General features: G+C 46.6%; 25 protein-coding genes and 2 riboswitches. Of the genes, 3 read left to right on the top strand and 22 right to left on the bottom strand.

Features of this window, described 5'->3' with window-relative positions; genetic code table 11:
* The first annotated feature begins 159 nt into the window (after positions 1–159).
* Positions 160–1,737 carry an FMN-binding glutamate synthase family protein gene (locus CVV77_RS16885; protein ID WP_100275980.1) on the top strand — a complete coding sequence of 526 codons (1,578 nt, stop codon included), beginning with the start codon at positions 160–162 and terminating at the stop codon, positions 1,735–1,737.
* Between the two features lie 37 nt (positions 1,738–1,774).
* On the opposite strand, the gene CVV77_RS16880 is transcribed toward CVV77_RS16885, so the two are convergent.
* From CVV77_RS16880 to CVV77_RS16870, 3 genes are read right to left on the bottom strand one after another with little or no spacing between them, the layout of a single operon-like run.
* Positions 1,775–2,089 carry a YerC/YecD family TrpR-related protein gene (locus tag CVV77_RS16880; protein ID WP_003219429.1) on the bottom strand — a complete coding sequence of 105 codons (315 nt, stop codon included), beginning with the start codon at positions 2,087–2,089 and terminating at the stop codon, positions 1,775–1,777.
* 2 nt (positions 2,090–2,091) lie between these two features.
* A complete protein-coding gene (locus tag CVV77_RS16875) occupies positions 2,092–3,087 on the bottom strand; it encodes a DUF3048 domain-containing protein (RefSeq protein WP_100275979.1) in 996 nt (331 codons plus the stop codon).
* Positions 3,088–3,113: 26 nt separating this feature from the next.
* Positions 3,114–4,856, bottom strand: coding sequence for an adenine deaminase (locus CVV77_RS16870; protein ID WP_100275978.1), 1,743 nt, complete (start codon positions 4,854–4,856; stop codon positions 3,114–3,116).
* Between the two features lie 130 nt (positions 4,857–4,986).
* On the opposite strand from CVV77_RS16870, the gene CVV77_RS16865 reads away from it, so the two are divergent.
* Positions 4,987–5,220 carry a YgaP family membrane protein gene (locus tag CVV77_RS16865; protein ID WP_019257673.1) on the top strand — a complete coding sequence of 78 codons (234 nt, stop codon included), beginning with the start codon at positions 4,987–4,989 and terminating at the stop codon, positions 5,218–5,220.
* Between the two features lie 14 nt (positions 5,221–5,234).
* On the opposite strand, the gene CVV77_RS16860 is transcribed toward CVV77_RS16865, so the two are convergent.
* Positions 5,235–6,509 (bottom strand): APC family permease, encoded by a 1,275-nt coding sequence (locus CVV77_RS16860; RefSeq protein WP_100276112.1) that lies wholly within the window; start codon positions 6,507–6,509, stop codon positions 5,235–5,237.
* Between the two features lie 143 nt (positions 6,510–6,652).
* On the opposite strand from CVV77_RS16860, the gene CVV77_RS16855 reads away from it, so the two are divergent.
* Positions 6,653–7,075, top strand: a complete 423-nt coding sequence (locus tag CVV77_RS16855; protein WP_088111412.1) for an Lrp/AsnC family transcriptional regulator — start codon at positions 6,653–6,655, stop codon at positions 7,073–7,075.
* 36 nt (positions 7,076–7,111) lie between these two features.
* Here CVV77_RS16855 and purD read toward each other — a convergent pair whose 3' ends face one another.
* The 18 genes from purD to guaA form a co-directional block, all read right to left on the bottom strand.
* Entirely contained in the window at positions 7,112–8,380 is a 1,269-nt protein-coding gene (gene purD, locus CVV77_RS16850) for a phosphoribosylamine--glycine ligase (RefSeq protein WP_100275977.1), read from the bottom strand.
* Positions 8,381–8,395: 15 nt separating this feature from the next.
* Positions 8,396–9,934: a bifunctional phosphoribosylaminoimidazolecarboxamide formyltransferase/IMP cyclohydrolase gene (purH, locus tag CVV77_RS16845; RefSeq protein WP_100275976.1), complete on the bottom strand. Its 1,539-nt coding sequence runs from the start codon at positions 9,932–9,934 to the stop codon at positions 8,396–8,398.
* Positions 9,931–10,518, bottom strand: a complete 588-nt coding sequence (purN, locus tag CVV77_RS16840; RefSeq protein ID WP_088111415.1) for a phosphoribosylglycinamide formyltransferase — start codon at positions 10,516–10,518, stop codon at positions 9,931–9,933. The genes purH and purN overlap by 4 nt, the downstream gene beginning before the upstream one ends.
* Positions 10,515–11,555, bottom strand: a complete 1,041-nt coding sequence (gene purM, locus CVV77_RS16835; RefSeq protein WP_088111416.1) for a phosphoribosylformylglycinamidine cyclo-ligase — start codon at positions 11,553–11,555, stop codon at positions 10,515–10,517. The genes purN and purM overlap by 4 nt, the downstream gene beginning before the upstream one ends.
* 100 nt (positions 11,556–11,655) lie before the next feature.
* On the bottom strand, positions 11,656–13,086 hold the full coding sequence (gene purF / locus CVV77_RS16830) for an amidophosphoribosyltransferase (RefSeq protein ID WP_060398068.1): 1,431 nt from the start codon (positions 13,084–13,086) through the stop codon (positions 11,656–11,658).
* A complete protein-coding gene (gene purL, locus CVV77_RS16825; RefSeq protein ID WP_100275975.1) occupies positions 13,062–15,290 on the bottom strand; it encodes a phosphoribosylformylglycinamidine synthase subunit PurL in 2,229 nt (742 codons plus the stop codon). Before purL ends, purF begins: the two co-directional genes overlap by 25 nt.
* Positions 15,274–15,957 carry a phosphoribosylformylglycinamidine synthase subunit PurQ gene (purQ, locus tag CVV77_RS16820; protein ID WP_004397716.1) on the bottom strand — a complete coding sequence of 228 codons (684 nt, stop codon included), beginning with the start codon at positions 15,955–15,957 and terminating at the stop codon, positions 15,274–15,276. The genes purL and purQ overlap by 17 nt, the downstream gene beginning before the upstream one ends.
* On the bottom strand, positions 15,954–16,208 hold the full coding sequence (gene purS / locus CVV77_RS16815; RefSeq protein ID WP_003155758.1) for a phosphoribosylformylglycinamidine synthase subunit PurS: 255 nt from the start codon (positions 16,206–16,208) through the stop codon (positions 15,954–15,956). The genes purQ and purS overlap by 4 nt, the downstream gene beginning before the upstream one ends.
* Entirely contained in the window at positions 16,201–16,926 is a 726-nt protein-coding gene (purC, locus tag CVV77_RS16810) for a phosphoribosylaminoimidazolesuccinocarboxamide synthase (RefSeq protein ID WP_004397718.1), read from the bottom strand. Before purC ends, purS begins: the two co-directional genes overlap by 8 nt.
* Positions 16,927–17,000: 74 nt before the next feature.
* Complete coding sequence (purB, locus tag CVV77_RS16805) at positions 17,001–18,296, bottom strand: adenylosuccinate lyase (protein ID WP_019257664.1); 1,296 nt, start codon at positions 18,294–18,296, stop codon at positions 17,001–17,003.
* Positions 18,293–19,435, bottom strand: coding sequence for a 5-(carboxyamino)imidazole ribonucleotide synthase (gene purK, locus CVV77_RS16800; RefSeq protein WP_100275974.1), 1,143 nt, complete (start codon positions 19,433–19,435; stop codon positions 18,293–18,295). The genes purB and purK overlap by 4 nt, the downstream gene beginning before the upstream one ends.
* Positions 19,428–19,916 (bottom strand): 5-(carboxyamino)imidazole ribonucleotide mutase, encoded by a 489-nt coding sequence (purE, locus tag CVV77_RS16795; RefSeq protein WP_100275973.1) that lies wholly within the window; start codon positions 19,914–19,916, stop codon positions 19,428–19,430. The genes purK and purE overlap by 8 nt, the downstream gene beginning before the upstream one ends.
* Positions 19,917–20,056: 140 nt before the next feature.
* Positions 20,057–20,158, bottom strand: a riboswitch (purine riboswitch).
* Between the two features lie 79 nt (positions 20,159–20,237).
* A complete protein-coding gene (locus CVV77_RS16790) occupies positions 20,238–20,435 on the bottom strand; it encodes an NETI motif-containing protein (RefSeq protein ID WP_003219403.1) in 198 nt (65 codons plus the stop codon).
* Positions 20,435–20,989 carry a DUF2179 domain-containing protein gene (locus tag CVV77_RS16785; RefSeq protein WP_004397724.1) on the bottom strand — a complete coding sequence of 185 codons (555 nt, stop codon included), beginning with the start codon at positions 20,987–20,989 and terminating at the stop codon, positions 20,435–20,437. The genes CVV77_RS16790 and CVV77_RS16785 overlap by 1 nt, the downstream gene beginning before the upstream one ends.
* 214 nt (positions 20,990–21,203) lie before the next feature.
* Positions 21,204–21,371 (bottom strand): Fur-regulated basic protein FbpA, encoded by a 168-nt coding sequence (locus CVV77_RS16780; protein WP_004397726.1) that lies wholly within the window; start codon positions 21,369–21,371, stop codon positions 21,204–21,206.
* 159 nt (positions 21,372–21,530) lie between these two features.
* Positions 21,531–22,334: a hypothetical protein gene (locus CVV77_RS16775; protein ID WP_100275972.1), complete on the bottom strand. Its 804-nt coding sequence runs from the start codon at positions 22,332–22,334 to the stop codon at positions 21,531–21,533.
* A gap of 209 nt (positions 22,335–22,543) precedes the next feature.
* Positions 22,544–23,866 carry a hypoxanthine/guanine permease PbuG gene (gene pbuG, locus CVV77_RS16770; protein WP_004397730.1) on the bottom strand — a complete coding sequence of 441 codons (1,323 nt, stop codon included), beginning with the start codon at positions 23,864–23,866 and terminating at the stop codon, positions 22,544–22,546.
* 135 nt (positions 23,867–24,001) lie between these two features.
* Positions 24,002–24,103, bottom strand: a riboswitch (purine riboswitch).
* Between the two features lie 142 nt (positions 24,104–24,245).
* Positions 24,246–25,787 (bottom strand): glutamine-hydrolyzing GMP synthase, encoded by a 1,542-nt coding sequence (guaA, locus tag CVV77_RS16765; RefSeq protein ID WP_003219388.1) that lies wholly within the window; start codon positions 25,785–25,787, stop codon positions 24,246–24,248.
* Positions 25,788–25,891 lie beyond the last annotated feature (104 nt).

Here is a 25,891-nt window from a genome sequence, read left to right as displayed (position 1 = left end):
CATAAAAAAGAGAGCGCTCATGAGCATTCGTATGACATGCGGAAGCACCTGCGCTGTAAGTCCCCCAAAAGAATTTCTGTAATTTCTTCCGTCCAAACTGTTATTGTTTGGAAAGCGTTCAACTGTGGAAATGATTACATAAAAAAGGGAGGCTGACAGATGGAAACCATCATCATTGCACTCATCGCATTTATCATCGGGATCATTGCCATCCCCATCATTTTGTTTGTCTGGATCTACATAAAGGATGAAAAACAGCAGGAGCATTCGATCCTCCGCAACTATCCTGTGATCGGAAGGTTTCGATATATCCTTGAAAAAATCGGGCCGGAGCTCAGGCAGTATTTATACAGCAATGACAATGAGGAGCAGCCCTTTTCCAGAAAGGAATATGAACAAACCGTCATCTCAGGCAAATACAAAAGCAGAATGATGGGCTTTGGATCTGTAAGAGATTTTGACAAACCGGGCTATTTTATCCGTAACGCTCTGTTTCCGAAACAAAAAGAAGAATTGCGTGTAAACCAAACGCCTAAAATTGAAACCCAAATCTATCAACTCGATGCTGACAATCTGTTCAAACGCAAGGAACACGCCGAGCACATCAAGGCCGATCCGTATTTTCTCCACCCTGATGATGTGCAAGTGATCGGCGAGCATACATGCGAGCAGCCTTTTTATGTAAAGGGATTAGTCGGCCAGTCTGCCATGAGCTACGGTTCCCTTGGAGAACGGGCGATTACGGCTCTCTCAAAAGGGCTTCATCAGGCAGGCGGCACTTGGATGAATACCGGTGAAGGAGGATTATCTGAGTATCATTTAAAAGGCGGCGCCGATATCATTTGCCAAATTGGGCCGGGGCTTTTTGGCGTACGCAAAAGAAATGGGGAATTTTCATGGGAGGAGTTTAAAAGAAAAAGCAGGCTTGACCAAATTAAAGCGTTTGAGCTAAAGCTGGCGCAAGGAGCCAAAACCCGCGGCGGCCATGTGGATGGCGCTAAGGTATCAGAAGAAGTGGCAGACATCCGGAATGTTGAACCCGGGAAGTCGATTGACAGTCCGAACCGCTTTCATGAATTTTCAAGCACTCCTGACATGCTCAACTTTATTGAAAAGCTTAGAAATGTCGGGCAAAAGCCAGTCGGAATCAAACTTGTCGCAGGCCATCCTGACGAATTACACAAGCTTTTTTCTTATATGAAGAAAAGCGGAAAGCATCCGGATTTTATCACGATCGACGGGAGCGAAGGCGGTACCGGCGCTTCCTTTTATGAGCTCGCTGACACAGTCGGCCTTCCGATTATGACAGCCCTGCCTCTTGTTGATACGCTGCTTAGACAATACGGCTTGCGCGGCCAACTGAAAATCTTTGCTTCCGGAAAGCTCCTGACTCCTGACAAAATCGCGGTTGCCTTAGCCCTCGGCGCTGACTTTGTTAACATTGCACGCGGCATGATGTTTTCGGTTGGCTGTATCCGTGCTCTCGTATGCCACACCAACACATGCCCGGCAGGTGTGGCGACAACAGATCCAAAACTGCAAAAAGCACTGAGCGTCGAGGAAAAGCAGCATCGTGTCTGCAACTACGTCATTTCGCTGCGCGAGGGGCTGTTTAACCTCGCTGCCGCAGCCGGCATTAATTCACCGATCCACTTTTCCAAGGAGCATGTTGTCTATCGAAAAGAGGATGGCAGCATCGTCGACATCGACAAACTGATTCACCAATTTGTTTCATAAAGAAACCGCCCTTGCCGAACGGCAGGGCGGTTCTTTGTTATTTCGAAGAAGACTCTGTTTCCGTCTCCTTCACACGGTCAAGCGCCATTTCATAAGCGTCATTACCGTAATTTAAGCAGCGTTTCACACGGGAAATCGTAGCCGTGGAAGCGCCTGTTTCTGTTTCAATCTTATGGTACGTGTTTCCTTCGCGAAGCATGCGCGCCACTTCAAGGCGCTGAGCCAGCGATTGAATTTCGTTAATTGTGCAAAGATCATCGAAGAACCGGTAACATTCCTCCAGGTCTTTCAGCGATAAGATCGAGTTGAATAACTGGTCCAGCTCTTTGCCGCGTAATTTATCGATTTGCATCGTTACACACCTTCTCCTTTACTAATGGAAGCCGCATCGAGATCAGGCACGATATTAATCCAAGTCTTTCCTGGCACAAACGGCAGCCATTTGCCGTCTTTCACCGGCACAATTCTTCCGTTTACTTGTTTCCAGTCTGTTTCAATGACGTTTCCGTGCTGAAACAACAGACCTTTCCCCCCTGATTCCAGATCGATGTCCCGCCTTCCATCTTGATCAATAGTATGATGGCTGGCTTCAACAATGAAAATATTTTGCATTGCAACCGGCTTTCCGGTTTCCCGGTCTGTCGTTATGACACCATCAGAGCTTCTTTTATAAGCTTCAGCTTTTTTATCATAGTTGTATTCGACAAGATTTGTAACGTTCTTTGTTCCATAATCTACCCGAACATTGTAAGATTCATTTACAGGTTTTGCTTCTGATGTTTGAAACAGCAGCGGATCTGTTTTCCGGTTCAGCTCATATCCCTTTTTTTCCGCCGCCTTTTTTATGTAATCATAAGACGTATAGGAATTGTGGGGCGGTTTGCTGAAATCGGCTCTCCAAAATAAGCTTCCGTCAAAATCCAATCCGTTAATATAGTCGGCAGCTCCGGATTCCAGCTGCTCTTTGGCGCCGGGACTCCAGCCGTGATGGACAAATATGCTGTCAAAGCCATTGCTGATAGTGACGAAATATTCTCGCGCGCTCCGCACAGGGCCGACAGTTTCAGGCATCTGGCTTTGAAAAATGGCCAGAAATCTTGTAATTTGCCCTTCGGCAAGCGCCTCTATGACAATGTCGGCTTTAGACAGTCCTGACTGCGGCCTCGCCTTCGGGTGATTGTTCACCACAACAGCAACAGGCCGGCGTTCAGTCACCTTCTGTTCAGTCGCCAGTCCCGTCAAAGGAGCTTTCGGCTTCTTTGCAGAATCAGGGACAGCATCCTTCTGCTGGCAGGATACAAGCAGAAAAAACACGAAACACAGCACGCAAACTGTCATCCATTTTTTCATATGTCGGCTCCCCGCTCTTTTATATTTTAACGCATTATCGATGGAAAGAGTACAGTTTTTTTCATGACGTCGAAGATTCCTCTCGGCGTAATGCGTATATACGGAAGGTGCGTACTTTGCAAAAAGAGCAGCGTATAGACGGGATCACAATACTCGTAGCCTCTTTCTGTCAAAAGATCTCTCAGCTTTTGTTCCTTCTCAAGTACATCTTCATACGTTTCCGAAGAGGCGCAGCCGCACAGCGCAAGCGGAATTTCATGCAGAATGTTCCCGTTTTCCGCAAGAACAATTCCTCCGCCGATTTCTTTCATGCGAGCGAAAGCGAGCAGCATATCCGCTTTATTTTTTCCAATCGCGACAATATCCCCCGTCGTCGTAAAGGAGCTCACAAATCCCTGCACGCTTGAAGCAAACCCTTTTATCATCGTATTGACGCGCCATTTCCCATGTTTGTCAAGCATCGTCAAATAACTTTCATCATGGTCAAACGAGAGCTGCTCCATCGAATTGTCGATCTCAATCATATACGGCTCCATAATGACCGCATTCCGCATTTTCACGCCCATCGGCATCGAAAACTGCAAATCATCCATCGTCATATCATATGAAAGCTCAAGCGGGACAAGACCGCCTTTGTTCCAGTCCGTCTTTGTAAACGCCTTCATATCACTGCCGTCTTCACGAAGGATAATCCCTTTTGACAGAACGGTCACAGGATTCGGATTTAACGGATCTTCAAGTATGTTCAGCGATGCCAGTCTTCCCGGTCCGACAACTCCTAAATAGTCATCCATTTGGTAATACTTCGCGATATTAAATGATGCCATATTGTAGGCATCGATTGCCGGAACTCCTTCTTCTAACGCGATGCGGATCAGCTCGTTTGTCATGCCGCCTTTATAGAAATTCGGCGTCGCGCCGTCTGTCGTATAAAAGAAGTGGTCATAATAGCGGAAGCCCTTCTCATGCAGCTCCTGCAATATGTTTCTTACATCAGGGCGAATGGAAGAGTTCCGAAGGGAAACATAGTAGCCCAGTTCCAGCCTTCTCATCACTTCATCACCTGTCATCGCTTCATGATCACAATCCGCTCCGAACAGCTTCATTTTTGTAAGCGTTTTATCTGAAGCGCCGGGAAAATGCCCTTCAATGCGTTTCCGCTGTTTCTTTGTAGCTTGCATGCAGTGAAGCATTAAATCATCACCATCTACCAGACGAGGCCACCCGGTCATTTCTCCGCCTTGGATGACATCCGGATGTTCAATCCACTGTTTTCTGACGTCAAACGGAAGAACGTGATCCTCGTTCAGAACCTCGGTCTGGAGGTCATAGCGCGACCACCAAAAATACTGGACCGGCTGCTTTTTAAGTTCATTTAAAATCGTAAGCGCTTTCTTTTTTCCACTTTGTAAAAGCAAAAATAAGTTATCATTCACAAATGTCGTTGTTCCGTATTGAGACACATATTCCGCCAGCGTTTGGGGATTATATATTTGAAAAGGATGTGCGTGCGGTTCGATATACCCTGGCACAATGTATTTTCCTTCACAATCAATCGTATGAATTTCTTCGGCTCTATTCGGAAGTTCATGACCTACATAAACAATACGGTCCTGATAAATCCAAATGTTTTTTTTCAGCCATTGTTTTACATATGGATTTAAGACGAGAGCATTCCGTAAAAGGAGCGTTGGAAGCAGCTTTGAGTCTACAACATCAACCTGTGCCCTGATGTCTTTGTTTTTCCAGTTAAAGGTGCGTTCGGACATTCACATACTCTCCTTTACATGTATTAGACTCATGTTATCACATCCTTACTCATCACGCACGATAAAAACGTTACAAATTTTTGAAGGTTCAATTTAAAAAACTTTTTCAAGTAAAAAGGAGCGGATTTCCATGAAGCCAAACATCAGTCTCATCAATGCCGTCTTCAGAATCGCCTGCGGACTGACGATTATGTCAGCCGCCAGCGCAAAGTTTACGAAAAAGCCTTGGTGCAGAATGCACCTCTTTTACATCTTTATGGGGGCCTTGAAAGCAGGTTCGGGAATCTTGCGCTTCTGCCCTGTGACCTACATGTTTCAAAACGGCGCTTTTGGAAATAACGAACAAGAGCATCAAGACAGATAAACGGTAAAGCTTGATCACAAAACATGATCAAGCTTTTTCTCATGACATCCCGTTGTCTTCATATAGAGATACCCTGCGGCTGCCAAGGCTACCGGATAAAGGAGTGCCCAGCCGCTGAACGTGTAAATCACTGCGCACGCCACAAACGCCCCGAGCGCCATCCACCAGCCTGAATCTCTCCATTTCAGCAGTTTTAGTGCTGCTGCCATTGTACATATGTAAGAGGCAATGAATGCCGCACTCGGCCCTTTTAACAGAGCCGTCAAATCGATTTGAAACAAGCCATGCGCCGCAAGCACTAAGCCAAACACTGCGGCCAGCACTGTCAATACACGGATAGGCGTATGTTTTGTCTCACTGAGTTTCCCGAAATATACGGGGATGTGCCCCTCTCTCGCTAATGCGTATACCATTCTGGAAAAACCCGCAATATTGGCGTGAATGGTGGCGAATGTAATAAACAGTGCTAAACATACCGTTACATATACTCCGCTTTCCCCGGCTCCTTTTGAGATAAGCATCGCAAGCGATGCGATTTCTCCATTCTCTCCATAGGAATGAGTCCCTATCGTCACAAAAGACAGCATGATATACAGCCCTGCTACACAAGCCGCTGCCAAGAACAAGCTGAGCGGGACATCTTTCTCAGGGCGATGAAATTCCTCAGCCAATGGGGTAATCATTTCCCAGCCTACAAAAGAGAAAAAAATCATAACAGAAACAGCCCCTGCGGCAGACCAGCCATGCGGAAGTAACGGCTTAAATTCTGCTATCCTGACGTGAGGCAATGACACGGCAATAGAAGCGACAAGCAGAAATACGATGACACAAATGACGAGTGTACTGATGTTTGCAGATAGTTGAATGCCTCTTATATGAAGCAAAATGGAGACAGCCAGCATGAAACCTGCAATTAAAGTAATCTGCCAATCCGAAGCCTCTGTGACGTAACTGGCGTAATGCGCGCCAGTCAAAGCGATGACAGGAACGCCGATCGGAACGGACCCTAACATGATCCAGCCCAAAATCGCTCCGGCTTTTTTCTGAAAAGCCAGCTGCACATAAGCCGTGATTCCTCCCGCGCTGGGCGCTATTTTTACAAGCCGGGCCAGTGTGCCGACGAGAAGAAAAGATAAGAAAGACATGAACACCCAAACAAATAAAGAAGCGGGACCGGCTGCGTCAGCAGTGACAGACGGCAGGATTAATATCCCGCAGCCTAAAACGGCCCCAATCGTTAATGCCGTCCCTTGAATCCAAGTGATAGAACGCTGCAATTCTGGCAACATGATGCCTCCTCTTCCGTTGATGGCTTTATTATAGGAAAAATAAGACGGCATCCATATGCTACAATTAAGTTAAATCAACAGCATCACCTTATGATAAAAGGAATTTTCACGAATTTGCTTAAACATGTAAAGGAGCCAGACAAATGGACGATACAGACCTTCAAATTCTCTCGCATTTGCAGCAAAATGGCAGACTAACGATGGTTGAGCTGGGAAAGCTTGTCGGACTCAGCTCGCCAAGCGCGGCGGAACGTGTCAGGAAGCTGGAAGACAGAGGAGTGATTACCGGCTACAGCGCGAATATCTGTTACGAAAAACTAAACAAGCACGTAACGGCTTTTATCCTGATGGAGCCGAAAAGCTGCAAACACTATGCCGCCTTTGCTGCAGCGCACCCGGATGTGGCAGAGAACCACCGTATTACAGGGATGTACAGCTATGTGACAAAAGTAGTGACAGAATCGGTACATACGCTTGAAGATTTTATTGACGCTTCGATGGCCCACGGAAAACCGACTACGCTGGTTGTGCTTTCTTCTTCCGCTCACCACCCCGCTTTTGTATAAAAAAACCCGCAGCTTAATCTGCGGGTTTTCTACATTTTATTTTTGGGCAGCTTTTAAAGCGCGTGCCCCAATGTCTTTTCTGAAAAAGAGTCCCGGCTTGATGATCTCATCAACGGCTTTGTACACTCGGTCTCTCGCCGCTTCAAACGTGTCATCAAAAGCAGTCACATTGGCGACGCGGCCGCCGTTTGTGACGAACTCTCCACCTTCTGCTTTCGTTCCGGCATGGAAGACCACAACCTGCTCAGTTTCCGCTGCAAGGCTGCCGATCGGCGTGCCTTTTGCGTAGCTTTCCGGGTACCCTTCTGAAGCAAGCACAACACTCACTGCCGCAGTATCCTTCCATTTCAAGTCAACTTCCTTATTTTCTAAAAGATCAAGAAGCACTTGTACCAGATCAGATTCCATGCGCGGAAGTACGACCTGTGTTTCCGGATCGCCAAAGCGGGCATTAAATTCGATGACCTTCGAGCCGGTTTCAGTGAGCATCAATCCCGCGTACAAAACGCCAGTGAAGGAACGGCCTTCTTGTACCATTGCTTTTGCAGCGGGCTTGACGATTGTTTCTACGGCATGGCGGACGGTTTCTTCCGAAATTTGCGGAACTGGAGAGTAAGCGCCCATTCCGCCCGTATTCGGGCCTTTGTCTCCGTCAAACGCTCGTTTGTGATCCTGGGCAATCACCATTGGATACACCTTTTCTCCTTTGACGAATGCCATAAGAGAAAACTCTTCGCCGGAAAGAAATTCTTCAATGACAACAGAGGCGCTCGCATCACCGAACTTTTCATCCTCAAGAAAATCATGCAGACATGCAATCGCTTCTTCCTCTGTCATTGCAACGGTTACGCCTTTTCCAGCCGCAAGTCCATCCGCTTTTATGACAATCGGAGCGCCTTTTTCCTGCACATATGCCTTTGCCTCTTCAAAGGATGTAAACGTCTCGTATTCTGCGGTCGGAATATCGTATTTCTTCATTAAATCCTTAGCGAACTGTTTGCTTCCTTCGATGATCGCAGCGGCTTTTGACGGGCCGAATACACGCAAACTGGCTTTTTCGAATTCATCAACCAGACCTTCAATTAAAGGAACCTCAGGGCCGACAATGGTCAGGCCGACCTGATTTTCTTTTGCAAACGAGACAAGCCCGGCGTGGTCGCTCTCCTCAATGTTTACAAGTTGTGCGGAAGCTGCCATGCCGTCATTTCCCGGAGCGGCAAATACCGTATCAACGAGGCTGCTTTGCGCCACCTTCCATGCCAGCGTATGCTCTCTTCCGCCTTTACCGATAATGAATACATTCACGTCGTTTTCATCCCCTTAATGTTTGAAGTGTCTAATGCCGGTGAATACCATGGCAATGCCGTACTCATCCGCTTTTTTGATGGAATCCTCATCACGGATCGATCCGCCTGGCTGAATGATAGCCGTAACGCCTGCTTTTGCCGCTTCTTCGACAGTATCCGGCATTGGGAAATATGCATCCGAACCGAGCGCACTGCCTTTCGCTTTTTCTCCTGCTTGTTCAATGGCAATTTTCGCTGATCCGACGCGGTTCATTTGACCTGCTCCCACGCCGACTGTCATGTTGTCATTCGCGAGAACGATCGCATTGGATTTCACATGCTTCACGACTTTCCAAGCAAGCTTCAAGTCTTCCCACTCTTGCTCGTTCGGCTCTCTTTTTGTCGGGATGCTGATCTCTGCATCATCAAAGCCGTGCATATCTAAATCTTGAATCAGCAGCCCGCCTTGAACAGATGTCAGTTGTTTTTCTTTTTGAACGGCAGCTGTCACATCAAGCGTCAGCAGACGAAGGTTTTTCTTCGCAGTCAGGATGTCAAGCGCTTCTTGGCTGAATGAAGGCGCAATGATGATTTCTAAGAAAATGTTGTGAAGCGCCTCTGCAGTTGCTTTGTCCACTTCACGGTTCAGCGCGATAATGCCGCCGAAGATAGATGTTTTATCTGCTTCAAACGCTCTGTCAAACGCTTCTGCGATCGTTTTTCCTGTTCCTACGCCGCAAGGATTCATATGCTTTACGGCAACCGCAGCCGGTTCAGTGAATTCACGAACGATTTGAACTGCTGCATCCGCGTCTTTAATGTTGTTGTAAGAAAGCTCTTTTCCGTGGAGCTGTTCTGCTTGCGCAATAGATCCTTTAACAGGAAGCGCGCTTTGGTAGAATGTTGCTTCCTGATGCGGGTTCTCTCCGTAGCGAAGCGATTGTTTTTTCTCAAATGTTACAGTGAATTGTTCCGGTTCTTTTTCACCGACAACATCTGTCAGATAGTCAGCGATCAGTGCATCATATGCCGCAGTATGACGGAATACTTTTGCCGCCAGCTCGCGTTTTTTCTGAAGTGATACGCCGCCTTCTTCTTTGATTTGATTCAGCACTGGGCTGTAATCCGCCGGATCAACGATAACCGTCACATCCTGATGGTTTTTTGATGCTGCACGCAGCATGCCCGGGCCGCCGATGTCGATATTTTCAATCGCATCTTCATATGTGACATCTTCTTTAGAAATCGTTTCTTTAAATGGATAAAGGTTGACGACAACGAGGTCAATCGGCTGAATCCCGTGTTCATTGATCTGCGCCATATGCTCTTCATTGCCGCGAACTGCCAGAAGACCGCCATGAATATTCGGATGAAGTGTTTTTAGCCGTCCGTCCATAATTTCAGGAAAGCCTGTCACTTCTGAAATTCCGATGACATTCACACCGTTTTCTTGAAGAAGCTTTTTCGTTCCGCCTGTTGAAATGACTTCAACGCCAAGCTCTGTCAATTCTTTTACAAAAGGAACGAGATTTGTTTTATCTGAAACACTGATTAATGCACGTTTAATGGTCATGCCTTTTCACCTCTGTTATTTAATCCTAATAGCTGTTTAATCACACTCGGATACCATTTATGCTCAAGCTTGTGAATCCGCTGTTCGATTGTTTCCAATGTATCATGTTCGTCAATTTCGATTGCCTTTTGAGCGATGATCGGTCCTGTATCCATTCCTTCATCGACATAATGCACGGTGATCCCGGCAACCTTCACACCCGCGCGGTATGCCTGCCCGACTGCGTCAATCCCAGGAAACGCGGGAAGAAGCGACGGGTGAATGTTGATGATTTTTCCTCCGTATGCCTGAAGCAGCGTGTCACCGATCAGCCTCATATAGCCGGCAAGAACAATCAATTCAACGTCATGAAGGCGAAGCTGTTCAATAATGGCCCGTTCAAATGCGGCCTTGTTTTCATAAGACTTCGGCTCAAATGCAAAGGATGGAATATGGAACATTTCCGCCCGTTCGATGACTTTCGCCTCCGGTTTGTCGCAAACGAGGAGCGATACGGACGCATCCCAGTTCTCCTCTTTCAAACGCGTGACGATGGCTTCGAAGTTTGAACCGTTTCCGGATGCAAATACCGCAAACTTTTTCATGAAAGTGCCGCACCGCCGAATGTGACGCCTTCTCCTTGTTTCACACGCCCGATCAAATAGGCTTTTTCGCCTTGGCTTTCAAGCGTTCCGATCACATCTGTCAGATGCTCTTCTTTGACTGCCAAAACAAAGCCGATCCCCATATTAAAGACGTTGAACATGTCTTCTTCCTTCAGCTTGCCATACTCTTGCAGGAAAGAGAAAATTGGCGGGATCGGCCATGAGCCGTTATCGATTTCCGCACTTAAACCTTCTGGAAGCATGCGCGGGATATTTTCGATGAATCCTCCGCCTGTCACGTGCGCCATGCCGTCGACTTTTCCGCTTTTCACCGCCGCAAGCACAGGCTTCACATAAATTCTTGTCGGTTCAAGCAACTCCTCGCCAAGGGGGCGGTCAAACGGTTCGTATGTTTTATCAAGATCCAGCTCCGCATCATCCAAAAGCACTTTTCTGACAAGGGAAAATCCGTTGCTGTGAAGGCCGCTGGAGCTGAGGCCGATCAAAAGATGGCCCTCCCCGATGTTTTCACCAGTCACGATTTCGTCCTTTTCCGCCACTCCGACTGAGAAACCGGCAATATCGTATTCATCAGCTGTATATAGCCCCGGCATTTCAGCCGTTTCGCCGCCAACTAGGGCCGAACCCGACTGCTCACAGCCGTCTGCCACACCTTGTACGATCTGCTCAATTTTCACAGGGTCCGCTTTGCCGACCGCTAAATAATCGAGGAAAAACAGCGGTTCTGCACCTTGTGCCAGCACATCATTGACACACATTGCAACAGCGTCCACGCCAATCGTGTCATGCTTATCCATGGAAAAAGCGAGCTTTAATTTTGTGCCGACACCGTCCGTTCCCGAAATTAAAACAGGTTTTTGATAAGAAAGCTCAGACAGGTCAAACATGCCGCCAAAACCGCCAAGGCTGCCCATAACGCCAAGCCGTTTTGTACGCTCCACATGTTTTTTCATTCGTTTTACAGCTTCATATCCGGCTTCGATGTCAACTCCTGCGTTTTTATATGCTTCAGACATCCTATTCACTCCTTTAAGGCGCTTTTCAAAATATCTCCCCGAACGAGGGCAGAATGAGAAAGGCAGCCGAACTGCGCTGCCTTTATGTCATTTTCAAGTTTTATTTGGTTAATACCGCTTCTTTTACATGAGGAAGCACTGTATCCTGGTAAATTTCAGTCGGATATTTCCCTGTAAAGCAAGCGAGACACTGTCCGCAATTAGAGTCATCGTATGTTCTGCCAATGCCTTTCAGCAGCCCTTCCACACTCAAAAATGAGAGGGTGTCGGCTCCGATTTCCTGACGGATTTCTTCAACAGAATGGGAAGACGCGATCAGTTCTTCATGTGTGGACGTATCAATGCCGTAAAAGCACGGATGAGCGATTGGCGGTGAACTGATTTTGACATGCACCTCTGTCGCACCCGCTTCTCTGAGCATCGTGACAATCCGGCGGCTTGTTGTTCCTCGCACGATAGAGTCATCCACCATGACGACGCGTTTGCCTTCCACAACCCCGCGCACCGCAGATAGCTTCATTCTAACGCCTTGCTCACGCAGAGCCTGAGACGGCTGAATAAACGTTCTGCCTACATAGCGGTTTTTGATTAAGCCAAGCTCGTACGGGATGCCTGTTGCTTCTGCATAGCCGATTGCCGCAGAAATACTGGAATCCGGAACCCCTGTTACGACGTCAGCTTCAACTGCGGATTCCTGAGCCAGCATTTTTCCGAGGTTTTTACGCGCACTGTGCACGTTAATGCCGTCAATGTTGCTGTCAGGCCTTGAGAAATAAATGTACTCCATGCTGCAAATGGAACGGTTGATATTCATGGAAAAACGCTCTGATTTCATGCCTTCATCATTGATGATCAGCATTTCGCCCGGTTCTACCTCACGAAGATACGTTGCGCCGACCACATCAAATGCGCATGTTTCTGATGCGACAACATAAGCGTCGCCCATCATTCCGATTGAAAGCGGTCTAAGCCCGTTCGGGTCAAGCGCGACAATCATTTCGGTTTCGGTCATGATCAGAAACGCGTAGGCGCCTTTCAGCATGGAAAGCGAGTTTTTAATTTGATCCTTCAGCGTGAAGTGGCCGCTTCTTTTGATCAGGTGAGCCAAAACCTCTGTGTCCGAAGAGGTCTGAAAAATGCTCCCTTGATTTTCAAGCTGCTGCTTCAGCTGAGTGGCATTGACAAGATTTCCGTTATGGGCAAGCGCCAGGCTGCCGTTGTTTTGGGACCGGAAGAGGAGCGGCTGAACATTTTCATATCCGCCGCCTCCAGCCGTCGCGTACCGAACGTGCCCGATTGCGCCTTTCCCCTTTACTTTGCTGAGCTCGCCATTTTGAAACACTTCAGTGATCAGGCCTTGGCCTTTGTGCGCCGTCAGTTTTTCACCGTCAGTTGCGACAATTCCCGCGCCCTCCTGTCCTCTGTGCTGGAGGCTGTGGAGGCCGTAATATGTGATTTGCGGGGCTTCTTCATGTCCCCAAATCCCAAAAACGCCGCATTCTTCATTTAAGCCTTTGATTTCAGCAAGCATGGGATAGCTCCTTTCCATGCGCGCTCAAGCTCTTTCGTTTGCGCATGAATCAATTGTTGTCCGTCTTGGTTTTGAATCGCCAGAAGTCCGTCAGCTGTTACCTCACCGATATGAACCGCCTCTTTCACCGCTGCTTCAAACGCTGCTTGATGTTCTTTTTTCACAGAAACAACAAAGCGAGATTGAGATTCAGAGAATAATAACGCTGCCTCTCCTTCAACAGTCACGTTTGCGCCAAGGTTTTCCGTCGTCATGACACTTTCTGCAATCGCTACGCCTAAGCCGCCTTCAGACACATCATGCGCAGATTGAACGAAGCCTTTTTTAATCGCGTCAAGCAGTGCTCTTTGGCGTGACAGCTCTACATCAAGATCGATTTGCGGCGCTTTGCCGTAAATGCTGCCTTCTGTCATTTTTTGCAGCTCACTACCAGCAAACTCAGGTTTTGTTTCACCGATCACGTAAACGAGATCTCCCGCTTGTTTGAAATGCTGTGTTGTAATGTGTGCTGTATCTTCAATTAAGCCGACCATGCCGATAACAGGTGTCGGGTAGATCGCTGTGCCGTTTGATTCGTTATAAAGCGATACGTTTCCGCCGATAACCGGTGTGCTGAGAACATTGCACGCCTCACTGATGCCGTCAGCCGCTTTTTCGATCTGCCAGAAGATTTCCGGTTTCTCCGGGTTTCCGAAGTTAAGGTTATCTGTGACGGCAAGCGGTTCTGCACCTGAGCAAATGATGTTGCGTGCTGCTTCAGCGACAGCGATTTTTCCGCCGACTTCAGGATCAAGGTAGAGATAACGGGCGTTACAATCTGTCGTCATCGCCAGCGCCTTTTTCGTTCCGCGGATTCTGAGAACACCTGCGTCAGACCCAGGAGCGACAACTGTATTCGTCCGCACCATGTAGTCATACTGATCGTAAACCCATTCTTTACTTGCGATCGTCGGCTGCTCGAGGAGGGCCTTCAGCGTTTCATTGGCATCATCAATTTGAGGAGCCGGAACGTCTGTCTCTAAAAACTCGCGGTAGTAAGCAGGCTCTTGAGAAGGCTTGTGGTAAACCGGTGCTTCTTCTGCCAAGGCATCAACAGGCAGCTCGCACACTACCTCTCCTTTATGTGTCAAGCGAAGCATTTTATCATCTGTCACACGTCCGACAGAAACCGCTTCAAGATCGTACTTGTCAAAAATATCGATGATTTCCTGCTCACGTCCGCGTTCGATAACCAAAAGCATCCGTTCCTGTGATTCAGAAAGCATCATTTCATAAGCGGTCATGCCTGTTTCACGCTGAGGAATCAGGTCAAGATTCATCTCAATACCAGAACCGGCTTTACTTGCCATTTCGGCACTTGAGCTTGTTAAACCGGCAGCTCCCATATCCTGAATGCCGACTAACGCATCACATTGGATGACTTCCAGACATGCTTCAAGCAAAAGCTTCTCCATAAACGGGTCGCCCACTTGAACAGCAGAGCGTTTTTCTTCAGACGAATCAGACATTTCTTCAGAAGCAAACGTAGCGCCGTGGATTCCGTCACGCCCTGTTTTCGCTCCTACGTACATCACTGTGTTGCCGACACCCTTCGCCTGGCCTTTTTTGATGTCTTCATGATTAATTAATCCGACGCACATTGCGTTGACGAGCGGATTTCCTTCATAGCTGCTGTCAAACTGCACTTCTCCGCCGACTGTCGGGATCCCGATACAGTTGCCGTATCCGGCGATTCCCGCTACTACTTCTTCAAACAAGTACTTCACGCGCGGTGAAGTCAGTTCACCAAATCGAAGAGAGTTCAATACAGCGATTGGACGGGCACCCATTGAGAATACGTCACGGATAATGCCGCCTACGCCAGTCGCAGCGCCTTGGTAAGGTTCGAGAGCTGATGGGTGGTTATGTGATTCAATTTTGAACACAACCGCTTGGTTATCACCGATATCAACGATTCCGGCGCCTTCCCCCGGACCTTGCAGCACGCGCTCTCCGCTTGTCGGGAATTTACGCAGAATCGGCTTTGAGTTTTTGTAGCTGCAATGCTCTGACCACATGACAGAAAAAATCCCGATTTCTGTGTAGTTCGGCAATCTTCCAAGAATGGATTCAATCAATGCAAACTCATCATCACTGACACCCATTTGCTGATACAGTTTCTCTTCTTTTATTTGTTCTTTACTTGGTTCAAGCAGTAGTGACATGAGTTTCCCTCCAATTTTTCACGATAGACTGAAACAATTTAAGACCGTCGGCGCTTCCAAGCAGTTCATCGACCGCGCGCTCAGGGTGAGGCATCATGCCTAATACGTTGCCTTTCTCATTCACGACACCGGCAATGTCACTGACACTTCCGTTAATATTGGAGCCGTATGTGAAAGCAATTTGATTGTTTTCTTTCAATGAAGCAAGCGTTTCATCATCACAGTAGAAATTTCCTTCACCATGGGCAACCGGGATGGTAATCGATTGTCCCTTTTCATAGGAAGATGTGAATAATGTTTTGTCGTTCTGCACAATTAATTCAACCGGACGGCAAATGAACTTCAAATCTTTGTTGCGTCTCATTGCGCCTGGCAGAAGGCCAAGCTCCTGTAAAATCTGGAATCCGTTGCAGACGCCAAGAACAGGTTTTCCTTCAGCCGCCGCCTGTTTGACAGCTGGCATAATATTCGCAAATCGGGCGATAGCGCCGCATCTCAAGTAATCGCCGTAAGAAAATCCTCCCGGGATTAACACGCCGTCGAAGCCGTCAAGGCTTGTTTCCTCATGCCAGACGTATTCCACTTCATGGCCGAGCTCATCCTTTACAGCATGATACATATCGATATCACAGTTGGAGCCGGGTAACACAATCACCGCAAATTTCACTGTGCGACTACCTCCTCAACCTCGTATCTGTAATCTTCAATCACTGTATTCGCAAGAAGTTTTTCGCACATTTCTTTTACGAGCGCGTCAAGATCACGGTCTGATTTTTCAATGGTAAGCTCCATGTATTTCCCGATGCGCACATCTTGAACCTCGTTGTAAGTCATACTGTGCAAGGCATGCTGGACAGCGCTCCCTTGTGGATCTAGTACACTTTCTTTTAAGCTGACATAAACTTTTACTTTATACATGATGAATGCCTCCCAGTCTTTTGAAAATCTCTTCGTATGCGTCGGTTAAGCTTCCCAGATTGCGTCTGAATAAATCTTTGTCCAGCTTTTCGTTCGTGTCTTTATCCCACAAGCGGCATGTGTCAGGTGAAATTTCATCCGCCAAAAGCACTTGCCCGTCTGCATCTAGACCGAATTCAAGCTTGAAATCTATTAATCTGACATGACAATCGTCAAAAATGGTTTGAAGCTCTTCGTTTACTGTTTTTGTAATGGACTTAATGGTTTCTACCTGTTCAGGAGTCGCCGCTTTTAAGAGCCAAATATGATCTTCTGTGATGAGCGGATCACCCAGCGCGTCATCCTTGTAGTAAAACTCGATAATCGGCTGTTCAAGCTCTGTGCCTTCTGGAATGCCGAGACGTTTGGACATGCTTCCTGCCACAACATTTCTGACGACGACTTCAAGCGGCACAATCGTTACCTTTTTAATGAGCTGCTCTGTTTCCGAAATGCGCTCAATAAAGTGATTGTTAATGCCTTTAGCATGAAGGTGTTTGAAAATTAAGCTTGAAATCTCGTTATTTAAGCGCCCTTTCCCGCTGATTTCTGCTTTTTTCTCGCCGTTAAAGGCAGTGGCGGAGTCTTTATACACGACATACAGCGTGTTTTCGTCATCGGTTTTGTAGATCTTTTTTGCTTTTCCTTCGTATAAAAGTTCTTTTTTCACAATATTCACGGAAGGCCTCCTAACCCGAATGTTGGGAATTTTCAAACTGCAGCGGCATAGAAGAAGCCGCCTAACAGCTTCTTCTATGCTAAACCTAAACGTTCAAAGATCAGATCAACATTTTTCAGATGGTAGTTGTAATCAAAGCAGTCAGCAATTTTTTCCGGAGAAAGACGGGAAGTGATTTTCTCTTCCGCTTCCACAAGCTCACGGAACGGCACTTGTTTTTCCCACGCTTCCATTGCCTTCGGCTGCACTGTATCATAGGCTTCTTCACGAGTCAGGCCTGTGTCAATCAAAGCAAGCAGCACGCGCTGAGAGTAGATAAGGCCGAGTGTGCGGTCCATGTTGCGTTTCATGTTTTCCGGGAAGACCGTTAAGTTCTTCACGATGTTAGAGAAGCGGTTCAGCATGTAGTTCAGCGCGATTGTCGCATCCGGAAGAATAATCCGTTCTGCTGAAGAATGAGAAATATCGCGCTCATGCCATAATGGAACATTTTCGTAAGCCGTCATCATGTAGCCGCGAATGACGCGCGCCATGCCTGTCATGTTTTCAGAGCCGATCGGATTGCGTTTGTGCGGCATTGCAGATGAACCCTTTTGCCCTTTCGCGAAAAATTCCTCAACTTCGCGTGTTTCACTCTTTTGCAGTCCGCGAATTTCCACTGCGAATTTCTCGATGCTTGTCGCGATCAAAGCAAGTGTCGCCATATAGTCAGCATGGCGGTCACGCTGAAGGGTTTGAGTCGAAATCGGTGCTGCTTTCAATCCGAGTTTCTCACAGACATATTGCTCAACAAATGGATCAATGTTCGCATATGTGCCGACAGCGCCGGAAATCTTCCCAACCTCGATGCCTTCTTTCGCTTGTTTGAAACGCTCAAGATTACGTTTCATTTCTTCATGCCAAAGCGCAAGTTTTAAGCCGAATGTTGTAGGCTCAGCATGTACGCCGTGTGTGCGCCCCATCATGACTGTGTATTTATGTTCTTTCGCTTTTTCTTTTATAATGTCAACAAATCTCTCAAGGTCCTTGAGCAGAATATCGTTTGCCTGTTTTAATAAGTAAGAAAGAGCAGTATCAACAACGTCAGTTGACGTTAAGCCGTAGTGCACCCATTTTCTTTCCTCGCCCAGTGATTCGGAAACGGCGCGTGTAAAAGCGACAACGTCATGGCGCGTGTCCTGTTCGATTTCTAAAATGCGGTTAATGTCAAATGACGCGTTCTCGCGCATGAGCTTTACGTCTTCTTTCGGGATGACGCCAAGTTCCGCCCATGCTTCACAGGCAAGAATCTCCACCTCTAGCCACGCTTGAAATCTGTTTTCATCCGTCCAAATCGCGGACATTTCAGGTCTTGAATAACGTTCGATCATTCTGCTTGTCCTCCGTCTCTATTCATCCATTTATTTGTGATCTCCTGAATCCAATGGTCTTCAGGCTGCTTCATAAATGTAATATGCCCCATTTTGCGGCCTTTTTTGATTTCGTGTTTTCCGTATATATATAGCTTTGCTTCTTTTAAAAGCTCCGGCTCCTCCTCCACAAGCTTCACTTCATCGCCGAGAAGATTCACCATCATGCCTCGCTTCAGCAAATCTGTTTTCCCAAGCGGAAGGCCGCATACCGCTCTGATATGCTGTTCAAACTGGCTCGTTTCGCAAAGGTCCAGCGTATAATGCCCTGAATTATGCGGCCTTGGCGCCAGTTCATTGACCAAAAGCTCTCCGTCTTCTGTCAGGAACATTTCAACAGCAAGCGGTCCGACAAGGTTAAGCTCTTCTGCAAGCTTAACGGCCAGCTCGGCAGCCTGCTTCTGAATTCCTTCCTCCACCCGTGCAGGCACGATGCTTTGAAAAAGAATATTGTTGTGGTGAATGTTTTCAGCTGCCGGAAATGTTGAAATTTCGCCGTTTACCGATCTGACGACGATAACCGACAGTTCCATTTCAAAAGAAACCCAGCTTTCAAGAATGCAAGTTCCGTGCTCTAAAAGAGCGGCAGCCTGCTCAATTTGCGCCTCTTTCTTGATGACAAATTGTCCTTTGCCGTCGTATCCGCCGCGGCATGTTTTGAGCACTGCGGGAAGCCCAAGCTCCTGTACAGCCTGTTTCAGTTCATCCTTTGTTTTGACGGTGCTGTACGGCGCTACTTCACAGCCCGCGGCTTGAATTGCTTTTTTCTCCGTTTCACGGTTTTGGGTAATGAGCAGCAGCTCACTTCCTTGCGGGAGATACGCATGATCTTTTAGCCAATGCAGCGCATCATAGTCGATGTTTTCAAACTCATACGTGATGATGTCACTGATTTCAGCCAATTTTCGAATCGCTTCACGGTCATTGTAATGAGCGGTAATTTCGATATCCGCAACCTGCCCACACGGTGAATCTTTCACCGGATCAACGACCGCGACTTTATACCCCATTTGTTTGGCGGACACAGCCATCATTTTTCCAAGCTGGCCGCCGCCGATAATGCCGATTACAGCTCCCGGGTTGATGATTTGTTTAGACAAGCTGATCACTGCTTTCTAACACCGTCTGTTTTGTATTTTCTCTTCTCTCATCCAGCTTACGGGCAAGATTTTCGTCAAAAGCTGACAAAATTTGCGCCGCTAACAGGCCTGCGTTCACAGCGCCCGCTTTGCCGATGGCTGTTGTCGCAACAGGCACGCCTCCAGGCATTTGGACGATGGAGAGAAGTGAATCCATTCCGTTTAGCGCCTTGGACTGAACCGGAACTCCGATGACCGGCAGTGTTGTTTTCGCCGCCGTCATCCCCGGCAGATGCGCTGCTCCTCCGGCACCGGCGATAATCACCTTGATGCCTCTCTCTCTGGCAGCTTCAGCGTATTCAAACATCAAATCAGGCGTCCGGTGAGCGGAAACGACCTTTTTTTCGTACGGAACATTGAGTTCGTCAAGAATATCGCATGCGTTTTTCATTGTCTCCCAATCGGAAGTGCTTCCCATGATGATTCCTACTAGCGGCTGCATTCTGTTCCCACCTTCTAATGCTTTAGTTTTCAGAAAATAAAAAATACCCGCTCTGCATTGCACTTATGAGGAAGCAATACAAACCGGGCATGGTACATGTATCGTCAGTCGTTCGCTTCTGCGATATATCCATGTCAGTTTTATCGATCACTTTCCTGCATAGTCCGGCAATTTACGGTTGCCGGGTAGAAACTTATGGGCCATATTCCCAAGATTATATGAGGTCGTGTTTTGATTTCATGTTTATCTTAACAACGGACATGGATAATGTCAACGATATTATCGAACGATACAAAAATTCATTCTACTAATGTTCGTGTTTTAGATCAATTTCCCTTCAAATACGATTTTTTTCCCGCACGGAACGATCTGAATTGACCCATTTTCCTTTTTTTCCATAAAAATAGGCTCTTCCATTCGCCGTACTGGCAGATATCCTTCTTCTTTCATTTGCTGAAGCACCGCATCAATGGTTTGCTGCTCTGTCACTTCAAACTTTTTCTTCTTTGGCTTTGCCATTATTCTTTAATTCTCCTCTTCTTCACCGCTTTGACCCAGAAGCCGCCATGAATTGTTTTGGGTTCATATGCAATAATAAATGCTTTTGAATCAAGTGTTTTAATCGTATCATACAGCTGGAGTTCATATCTTCTCGGTGTCAGAATCTGAAGGGCTGTGCGGTCGCCCTCAAGCCCGCCTGCCACCCAGTTCGTTACGCCGTAGCCTTTTTCACGAAGCTGCTTCGGAAGATCAAGATCAAGCTCCTTCGTAATCACGTTGACCATAATATAGCCAAGCGCCAATTTTTCTTCTATTTTCATGCCGGCAATCACGCCAAGACCGTAACCGAGCGCATACGCGATTACATTTTGAATCTGGTCTAAGTTATCGAGCACCAGGCTCAGTCCTGTCACATAAACCAGTATTTCAATCGTACTGATGCCGGCCGCTAAATACCGCTGGCCTTTCAGCGTTAAAATCATTCTTATCGTAAAAAATGACACATAGACAATATTAATAATGAGAATTATGAGAACCATGGCTATCCCATTTGATAAGATGGTTTGCATCATTTTATTTCATCCCCCTACTCTTCAGCTTGCATAAAGCATTCATATTCTACTAGAGAAACGAGTCGTTTACAATCCGTTGCGGCCGTAAGCCTAAGGAAAATATTTCGACACACTTTATCAGGTTGAACAGTAGTAGTTTACCCTCTTTCTCACCTTTTCAAAATCAAAACAAAAAAGCCCGCTTTTCAGCAGACTCACCTCTTCTCATATATTGTCAGATCTCTTTTTTCATTTTCAGAAGGGACTTGTATTCTTTTTCAAGCTCACTCAGCGTATAATCAGCCAGCTGTTCCCCTCTTCCCTGATAAAATTCCGAGAGCAGTAATTTGGTTTTTAAAAATTGTTTCTTCCGATTAATCGCTCGGCGAAGTAAATCGGCCATGTCCATCATCCTCCTTAAACATAAAGGTTTGTGCGCTGGACGTTTACAGCATTTTCCCTATCATACATGGATTAATCCTACAAATCAACTGTGTTTTTTAGATATATTTGTAAAAAGTGTGACATAAAAAAACCGGCTATAAACAGCCGGTTTTTTTCATTAAAGCGGAATCAGCGACGCCGTGAGATACTCAGAAATCAACGGCCAAGTCACCGCCGTAAACAGCAGCGCTACCGCAACCACTGCAAATACACAATAGATATAGTCAATCGGTGCATCGTGTGCCGCCTGATACAGACGCTGCACATACAGCGCCATCATAAAAAAGATCGAAAACAAGATAAGCACTGTAAACAGAACTGTCAGCATCGGGATATTCACGATCGCAAAGATCAGCCAAAGGATTGAAACAGCAATCACCGGTACAAGCAATGAACCTAAACCGGCAGCCGCTTCTCTGAACGTCACCTTCTGCTTCATCATATAGCGGGAGACGGCCCATACCGCTAAGACCATTACCGCGAAAAAGAGGAGCAAATACACAAGAACGACTAAAAATCCGTCAAAGAAAGCGTGATGGCGTTCTCCAAATCCGAGCGGCCGATTCCAGCTTGCCTTTAACTGAAACCAGTTCCCGATTGAAAAGATCACACTGAATATAAGCATTGAAATCAGCCCATACTTATAATGAGAAAAACCATCCGCCACGACGGTTTTCGCCGGTGATTTTAAAATCGAGAACGCAAAACCGCAATATCTGTTGATGGCTGCCCATACAGACGCAAGCTTGTCTTTAGCAGTTGATTCACCGCGTTCCTGGTGCGGTTTCTGCTTTTGTTTTTGCTTCTGCTTGCTTTGCCGGCTCGCCTTTCTGGACATTCTTGATAGCGGTTCTTCATCTGCATCTATTCTTTCACTCTGGTTAACTTCTTCTTCAAACGTTTCTTTTCTTTCTTCCGTCATGTCAGCAACTCCTATCAAAAAAATACGGCGGAATACCATTCAGTAAGAAAATAAAACACTTATATAAGGTACCGAAGCCTTCCTGAACAGTCAAGTCATTTCCATTTAAGTAAAGCATGGCGGCACATCTACATGACGGTATATCGTATGAAATGGTTTTACCTTTTGCAACAAAAAAACCAGCTGCACCGGCAGCTGGTTTTCATTCCTTATTTTAAGAAGATAAAGTACAGGATAAATACGGCAAACAGTCCATACATGATCGGATGAACCTCTTTGGCTTTTCCTTTGCACACCATCGTAATTGGGTAGAAAATAAATCCGATGGCAATCCCAGTCGCAATGCTGTACGTTAACGGCATCATGATCATGGTAAGGAAAGCAGGAACGGCCACTTCGAACTTATCCCAAGCGATTTTGCCAAGCGGCGCCACCATCAATGCACCGACAATAATCAGCGCCGGAGCTGTTACATTTGATGTAACGACTGACAGAAGCGGTGAGAAAAACGTAGCCAGTAAAAAGAGAATACCTGTTACAATAGCCGCAAATCCTGAACGGGCACCCGCAGCGACACCTGAGCTTGATTCCACGTAAGAAGTTGTTGTAGACGTACCAAGCACGGCACCGATTACAATGGAAGATGAATCAGCTAAAAGCGCACGGCCCGCACGCGGCAATTTGTTTTCCTTCATTAAACCAGCTTGTGTTGCCACAGCAACAAGTGTACCAGCTGTATCAAAAAACCCGACAAACAAGAATGTTAAAATAACGATCAGCATTTGTACGGAGAAAATATCCGGGAGATGAATCCATGCTTGTCCGAAAGTCGGCGCAAGGCTCGGCACACTGCCGATGATTTGAGTCGGAACCGGAACCAAACCGAAAATCATGCCGGCAACCGCTGTTAACAGCATCCCGATAAACACGCCTGCGTTAACGCGAAGCACCATTAAAATAACAGTTACAATCACACCGAAAATTGTTAATAGTACAGGACCGCTGTGAATGTTACCGATGGTGACGAGTGTAGAAGGATTCGCTGTAATGATTCCTGAACCTTGTAATCCAACAAATGTAATAAACAGGCCGATACCCGCGCCGACTGCCAATTTCAGCTCAGGCGGAATGGCGTTGATGATTTTTTCACGAAAACCTGTTAAAGAAAGAGCAACGAAAATAAGACCTGAAATAAAAACACCAGACAAAGCTGCCTGCCATGAAATGCCCATACCGAGGACGACAGAAAACGCAAAAAACGCGTTCAGCCCCATACCGGGCGCGATGGCAATCGGATATCTCGCTATCAATCCCATTAAGATACAGCCTGCTGCTGACGCCAGCGCTGTCGCTGTAAAGACCGCACCTTGGTCAATTCTCAGCGCCTCCGGAAAATCTTTCACGCTCTCCAAAGCAAGCGTAATCGGATTGACGAACAAAATATATGCCATAGACAAAAAAGTCGTTAATCCGCCAATGATTTCATTGCGATAGCTGGTGCCCAGCTCATCAAACTGAAAAAACTTTTTCAAGCTATTTGACTCCCTTCACTCTTTGCTATTTATCCTGCCCTGAAAACGCCAAATAAAAAACGCCCCAATACATTTTGGGACGCTTGACTACAGACGGATTTCAGTTTGAATAAATAAACGTGTTTTATTTATATCAAACGAAAGAAATGTTTACGTAGTCAAGCCATTTACGGTAGCTTGGTAGAGACTTGCGAGCCATATCCCCGCGATTATACGAATTCATCTTATTTGATTTCTGTGTCTATTGTACCAAGTTCAATTTGAAAAAACAATACAAAAAACGAACGATAGTCGCACAAAATCCGATTTTGTTCGTAATAAACAAATAAAACCATCTTCCCGGCAAAATCGCCAAAAAGATGGTTTCGTTAATTGATTCTTATTCCCACTCAATCGTCGCAGGCGGCTTACTTGTAATATCATACACCACGCGGTTAATATGCTTCACTTCATTCACGATACGTGTAGAAATGACTTCAAGCACATCCCACGGGATACGCGCCCAGTCAGATGTCATGCCGTCAATTGAAGTAACGGCGCGGATTCCGATTGTGTAATCATATGTTCTCGCGTCACCCATAACACCAACGCTGCGGATGTCAGGAAGAACAGTGAAGTATTGCCAGATATCACGCTCTAACCCGTGATTTGCAACTTCTTCACGCAAAATCGCATCTGATTCACGAACGATTTCCAGTTTTTCTTCTGTTACTTCGCCGAGAACGCGGATTCCGAGTCCCGGTCCTGGGAAAGGCTGGCGCCATACGATTTCATCAGGAATGCCGAGCTCTGTGCCAAGCGCGCGCACTTCGTCTTTGAAGAGCGTGTTTAACGGCTCGATCAGTTCAAACTGCATGTCTTCAGGAAGCCCGCCGACATTGTGGTGAGATTTGATCGTTTGCGCCGTTGCAGTACCGCTCTCGATGATATCTGTGTAAAGCGTTCCTTGTGCAAGGTAGTCGATGCCTTTGAGCTTGTCCGCTTCATCATCGAACACGTAAATGAATTCATTACCGATGATTTTGCGTTTTTGCTCAGGATCAGAAACGCCTTTTAGTTTATTTAAGAACCTGTCTTTTGCGTCTACTTTAATCACGTTCATGTTAAAGCCTTCGCTGAATGTTTTCATAACACCTTCGGCCTCGCCTTTACGGAGAAGACCATGGTCTACAAAGATACAAGTCAGCTGGTCGCCGATCGCTTTATGAATCAAAACAGCAACAACAGAGGAATCAACGCCGCCGCTTAGCGCGCAAAGAACCTGCTTGTCTCCGACCGTTTCACGGATTTTTTGCATTTCAATTTCAATAAAGTTCTCCATTGACCATTTGCCTTCACAATCACAAACGCCGAATACAAAGTTTTTCAGAAGATCATTGCCGTATTCAGAGTGGCGCACTTCCGGGTGGAACTGAACGCCGTACCATTTTTTGTCCGCTTTGCTCATCGCTGAGTTCGGGCAGTGATGGCTTGTCGCGTCAACAGTGAAGCCTTCAGGAACTTCTACAACCAAATCACCGTGGCTCATCCAAACCACTTGTTCGTTCGGAAGATCTTTGAACAAATCAGGTGTGCCTTCGATGTGGATGTTTGCTTTTCCGTATTCACGCTGGCTTGCCGCTTCAACTTTACCGCCAAGGTAATGAGTCATAAGCTGCATGCCGTAGCAAATTCCTAAAACAGGAATATCAAGCTCGAAGATTTTCTCGTCACAGCGGAAAGAGTTTTCATCATACACACTGTTTGGACCGCCGGATAAAATAATTCCTTTTGGATTCATTTCTTTAATTTCTTCAGCCGTCAATGTATGGGGATGCAGCTCGCTGTATACCCCGAATTCACGGATACGGCGTGTAATCAGCTGGTTATACTGACTGCCGAAATCAAGGACAAGAATCATTTCATTCACTAACTTTGTCATGGTTGTCACCTAATCTCCTCTAAGTTTTTTGACACAGAAAAAAACGAGGACAGATATGAAGCCGCTCCGCCCTCTTTGGCAAGGCCGTTTGCCGGAGTCCGGCA

The sequence above is a fragment of the Bacillus sp. SN1 genome (assembly GCF_002796895.1).
Taxonomy (GTDB): domain Bacteria; phylum Bacillota; class Bacilli; order Bacillales; family Bacillaceae; genus Bacillus; species Bacillus inaquosorum.
This window is presented reverse-complemented; position numbering and strand designations above follow the sequence as displayed.

Excerpts from the sequence above, each read along its gene's own strand:
- purE (WP_100275973.1), bottom strand. The coding sequence starts at position 19,916 with ATGCAGCCGCTAGTAGGAATCATCATGGGAAGCACTTCCGATTGGGAG.
- purF (WP_060398068.1), bottom strand. The coding sequence starts at position 13,086 with ATGCTTGCTGAAATCAAAGGCTTAAATGAAGAATGCGGCGTTTTTGGG.
- CVV77_RS16880 (WP_003219429.1), bottom strand. The coding sequence starts at position 2,089 with ATGCAAATCGATAAATTACGCGGCAAAGAGCTGGACCAGTTATTCAAC.
- purS (WP_003155758.1), bottom strand. The coding sequence starts at position 16,208 with ATGTATAAAGTAAAAGTTTATGTCAGCTTAAAAGAAAGTGTACTAGAT.
- CVV77_RS16790 (WP_003219403.1), bottom strand. The coding sequence starts at position 20,435 with ATGGCAAAGCCAAAGAAGAAAAAGTTTGAAGTGACAGAGCAGCAAACC.
- CVV77_RS16860 (WP_100276112.1), bottom strand. The coding sequence starts at position 6,509 with ATGTTGCCAGAATTGCAGCGTTCTATCACTTGGATTCAAGGGACGGCA.
- CVV77_RS16865 (WP_019257673.1), top strand. The coding sequence starts at position 4,987 with ATGAAGCCAAACATCAGTCTCATCAATGCCGTCTTCAGAATCGCCTGC.
- CVV77_RS16870 (WP_100275978.1), bottom strand. The coding sequence starts at position 4,856 with ATGTCCGAACGCACCTTTAACTGGAAAAACAAAGACATCAGGGCACAG.
- purL (WP_100275975.1), bottom strand. The coding sequence starts at position 15,290 with ATGTCACTACTGCTTGAACCAAGTAAAGAACAAATAAAAGAAGAGAAA.
- CVV77_RS16885 (WP_100275980.1), top strand. The coding sequence starts at position 160 with ATGGAAACCATCATCATTGCACTCATCGCATTTATCATCGGGATCATT.
- purN (WP_088111415.1), bottom strand. The coding sequence starts at position 10,518 with ATGAAAAAGTTTGCGGTATTTGCATCCGGAAACGGTTCAAACTTCGAA.
- purM (WP_088111416.1), bottom strand. The coding sequence starts at position 11,555 with ATGTCTGAAGCATATAAAAACGCAGGAGTTGACATCGAAGCCGGATAT.
- CVV77_RS16785 (WP_004397724.1), bottom strand. The coding sequence starts at position 20,989 with ATGATGCAAACCATCTTATCAAATGGGATAGCCATGGTTCTCATAATT.
- purB (WP_019257664.1), bottom strand. The coding sequence starts at position 18,296 with ATGATCGAACGTTATTCAAGACCTGAAATGTCCGCGATTTGGACGGAT.
- CVV77_RS16855 (WP_088111412.1), top strand. The coding sequence starts at position 6,653 with ATGGACGATACAGACCTTCAAATTCTCTCGCATTTGCAGCAAAATGGC.
- purH (WP_100275976.1), bottom strand. The coding sequence starts at position 9,934 with ATGACCATTAAACGTGCATTAATCAGTGTTTCAGATAAAACAAATCTC.
- CVV77_RS16775 (WP_100275972.1), bottom strand. The coding sequence starts at position 22,334 with ATGACGGAAGAAAGAAAAGAAACGTTTGAAGAAGAAGTTAACCAGAGT.
- CVV77_RS16875 (WP_100275979.1), bottom strand. The coding sequence starts at position 3,087 with ATGAAAAAATGGATGACAGTTTGCGTGCTGTGTTTCGTGTTTTTTCTG.
- CVV77_RS16780 (WP_004397726.1), bottom strand. The coding sequence starts at position 21,371 with ATGGCCGATTTACTTCGCCGAGCGATTAATCGGAAGAAACAATTTTTA.
- guaA (WP_003219388.1), bottom strand. The coding sequence starts at position 25,787 with ATGACAAAGTTAGTGAATGAAATGATTCTTGTCCTTGATTTCGGCAGT.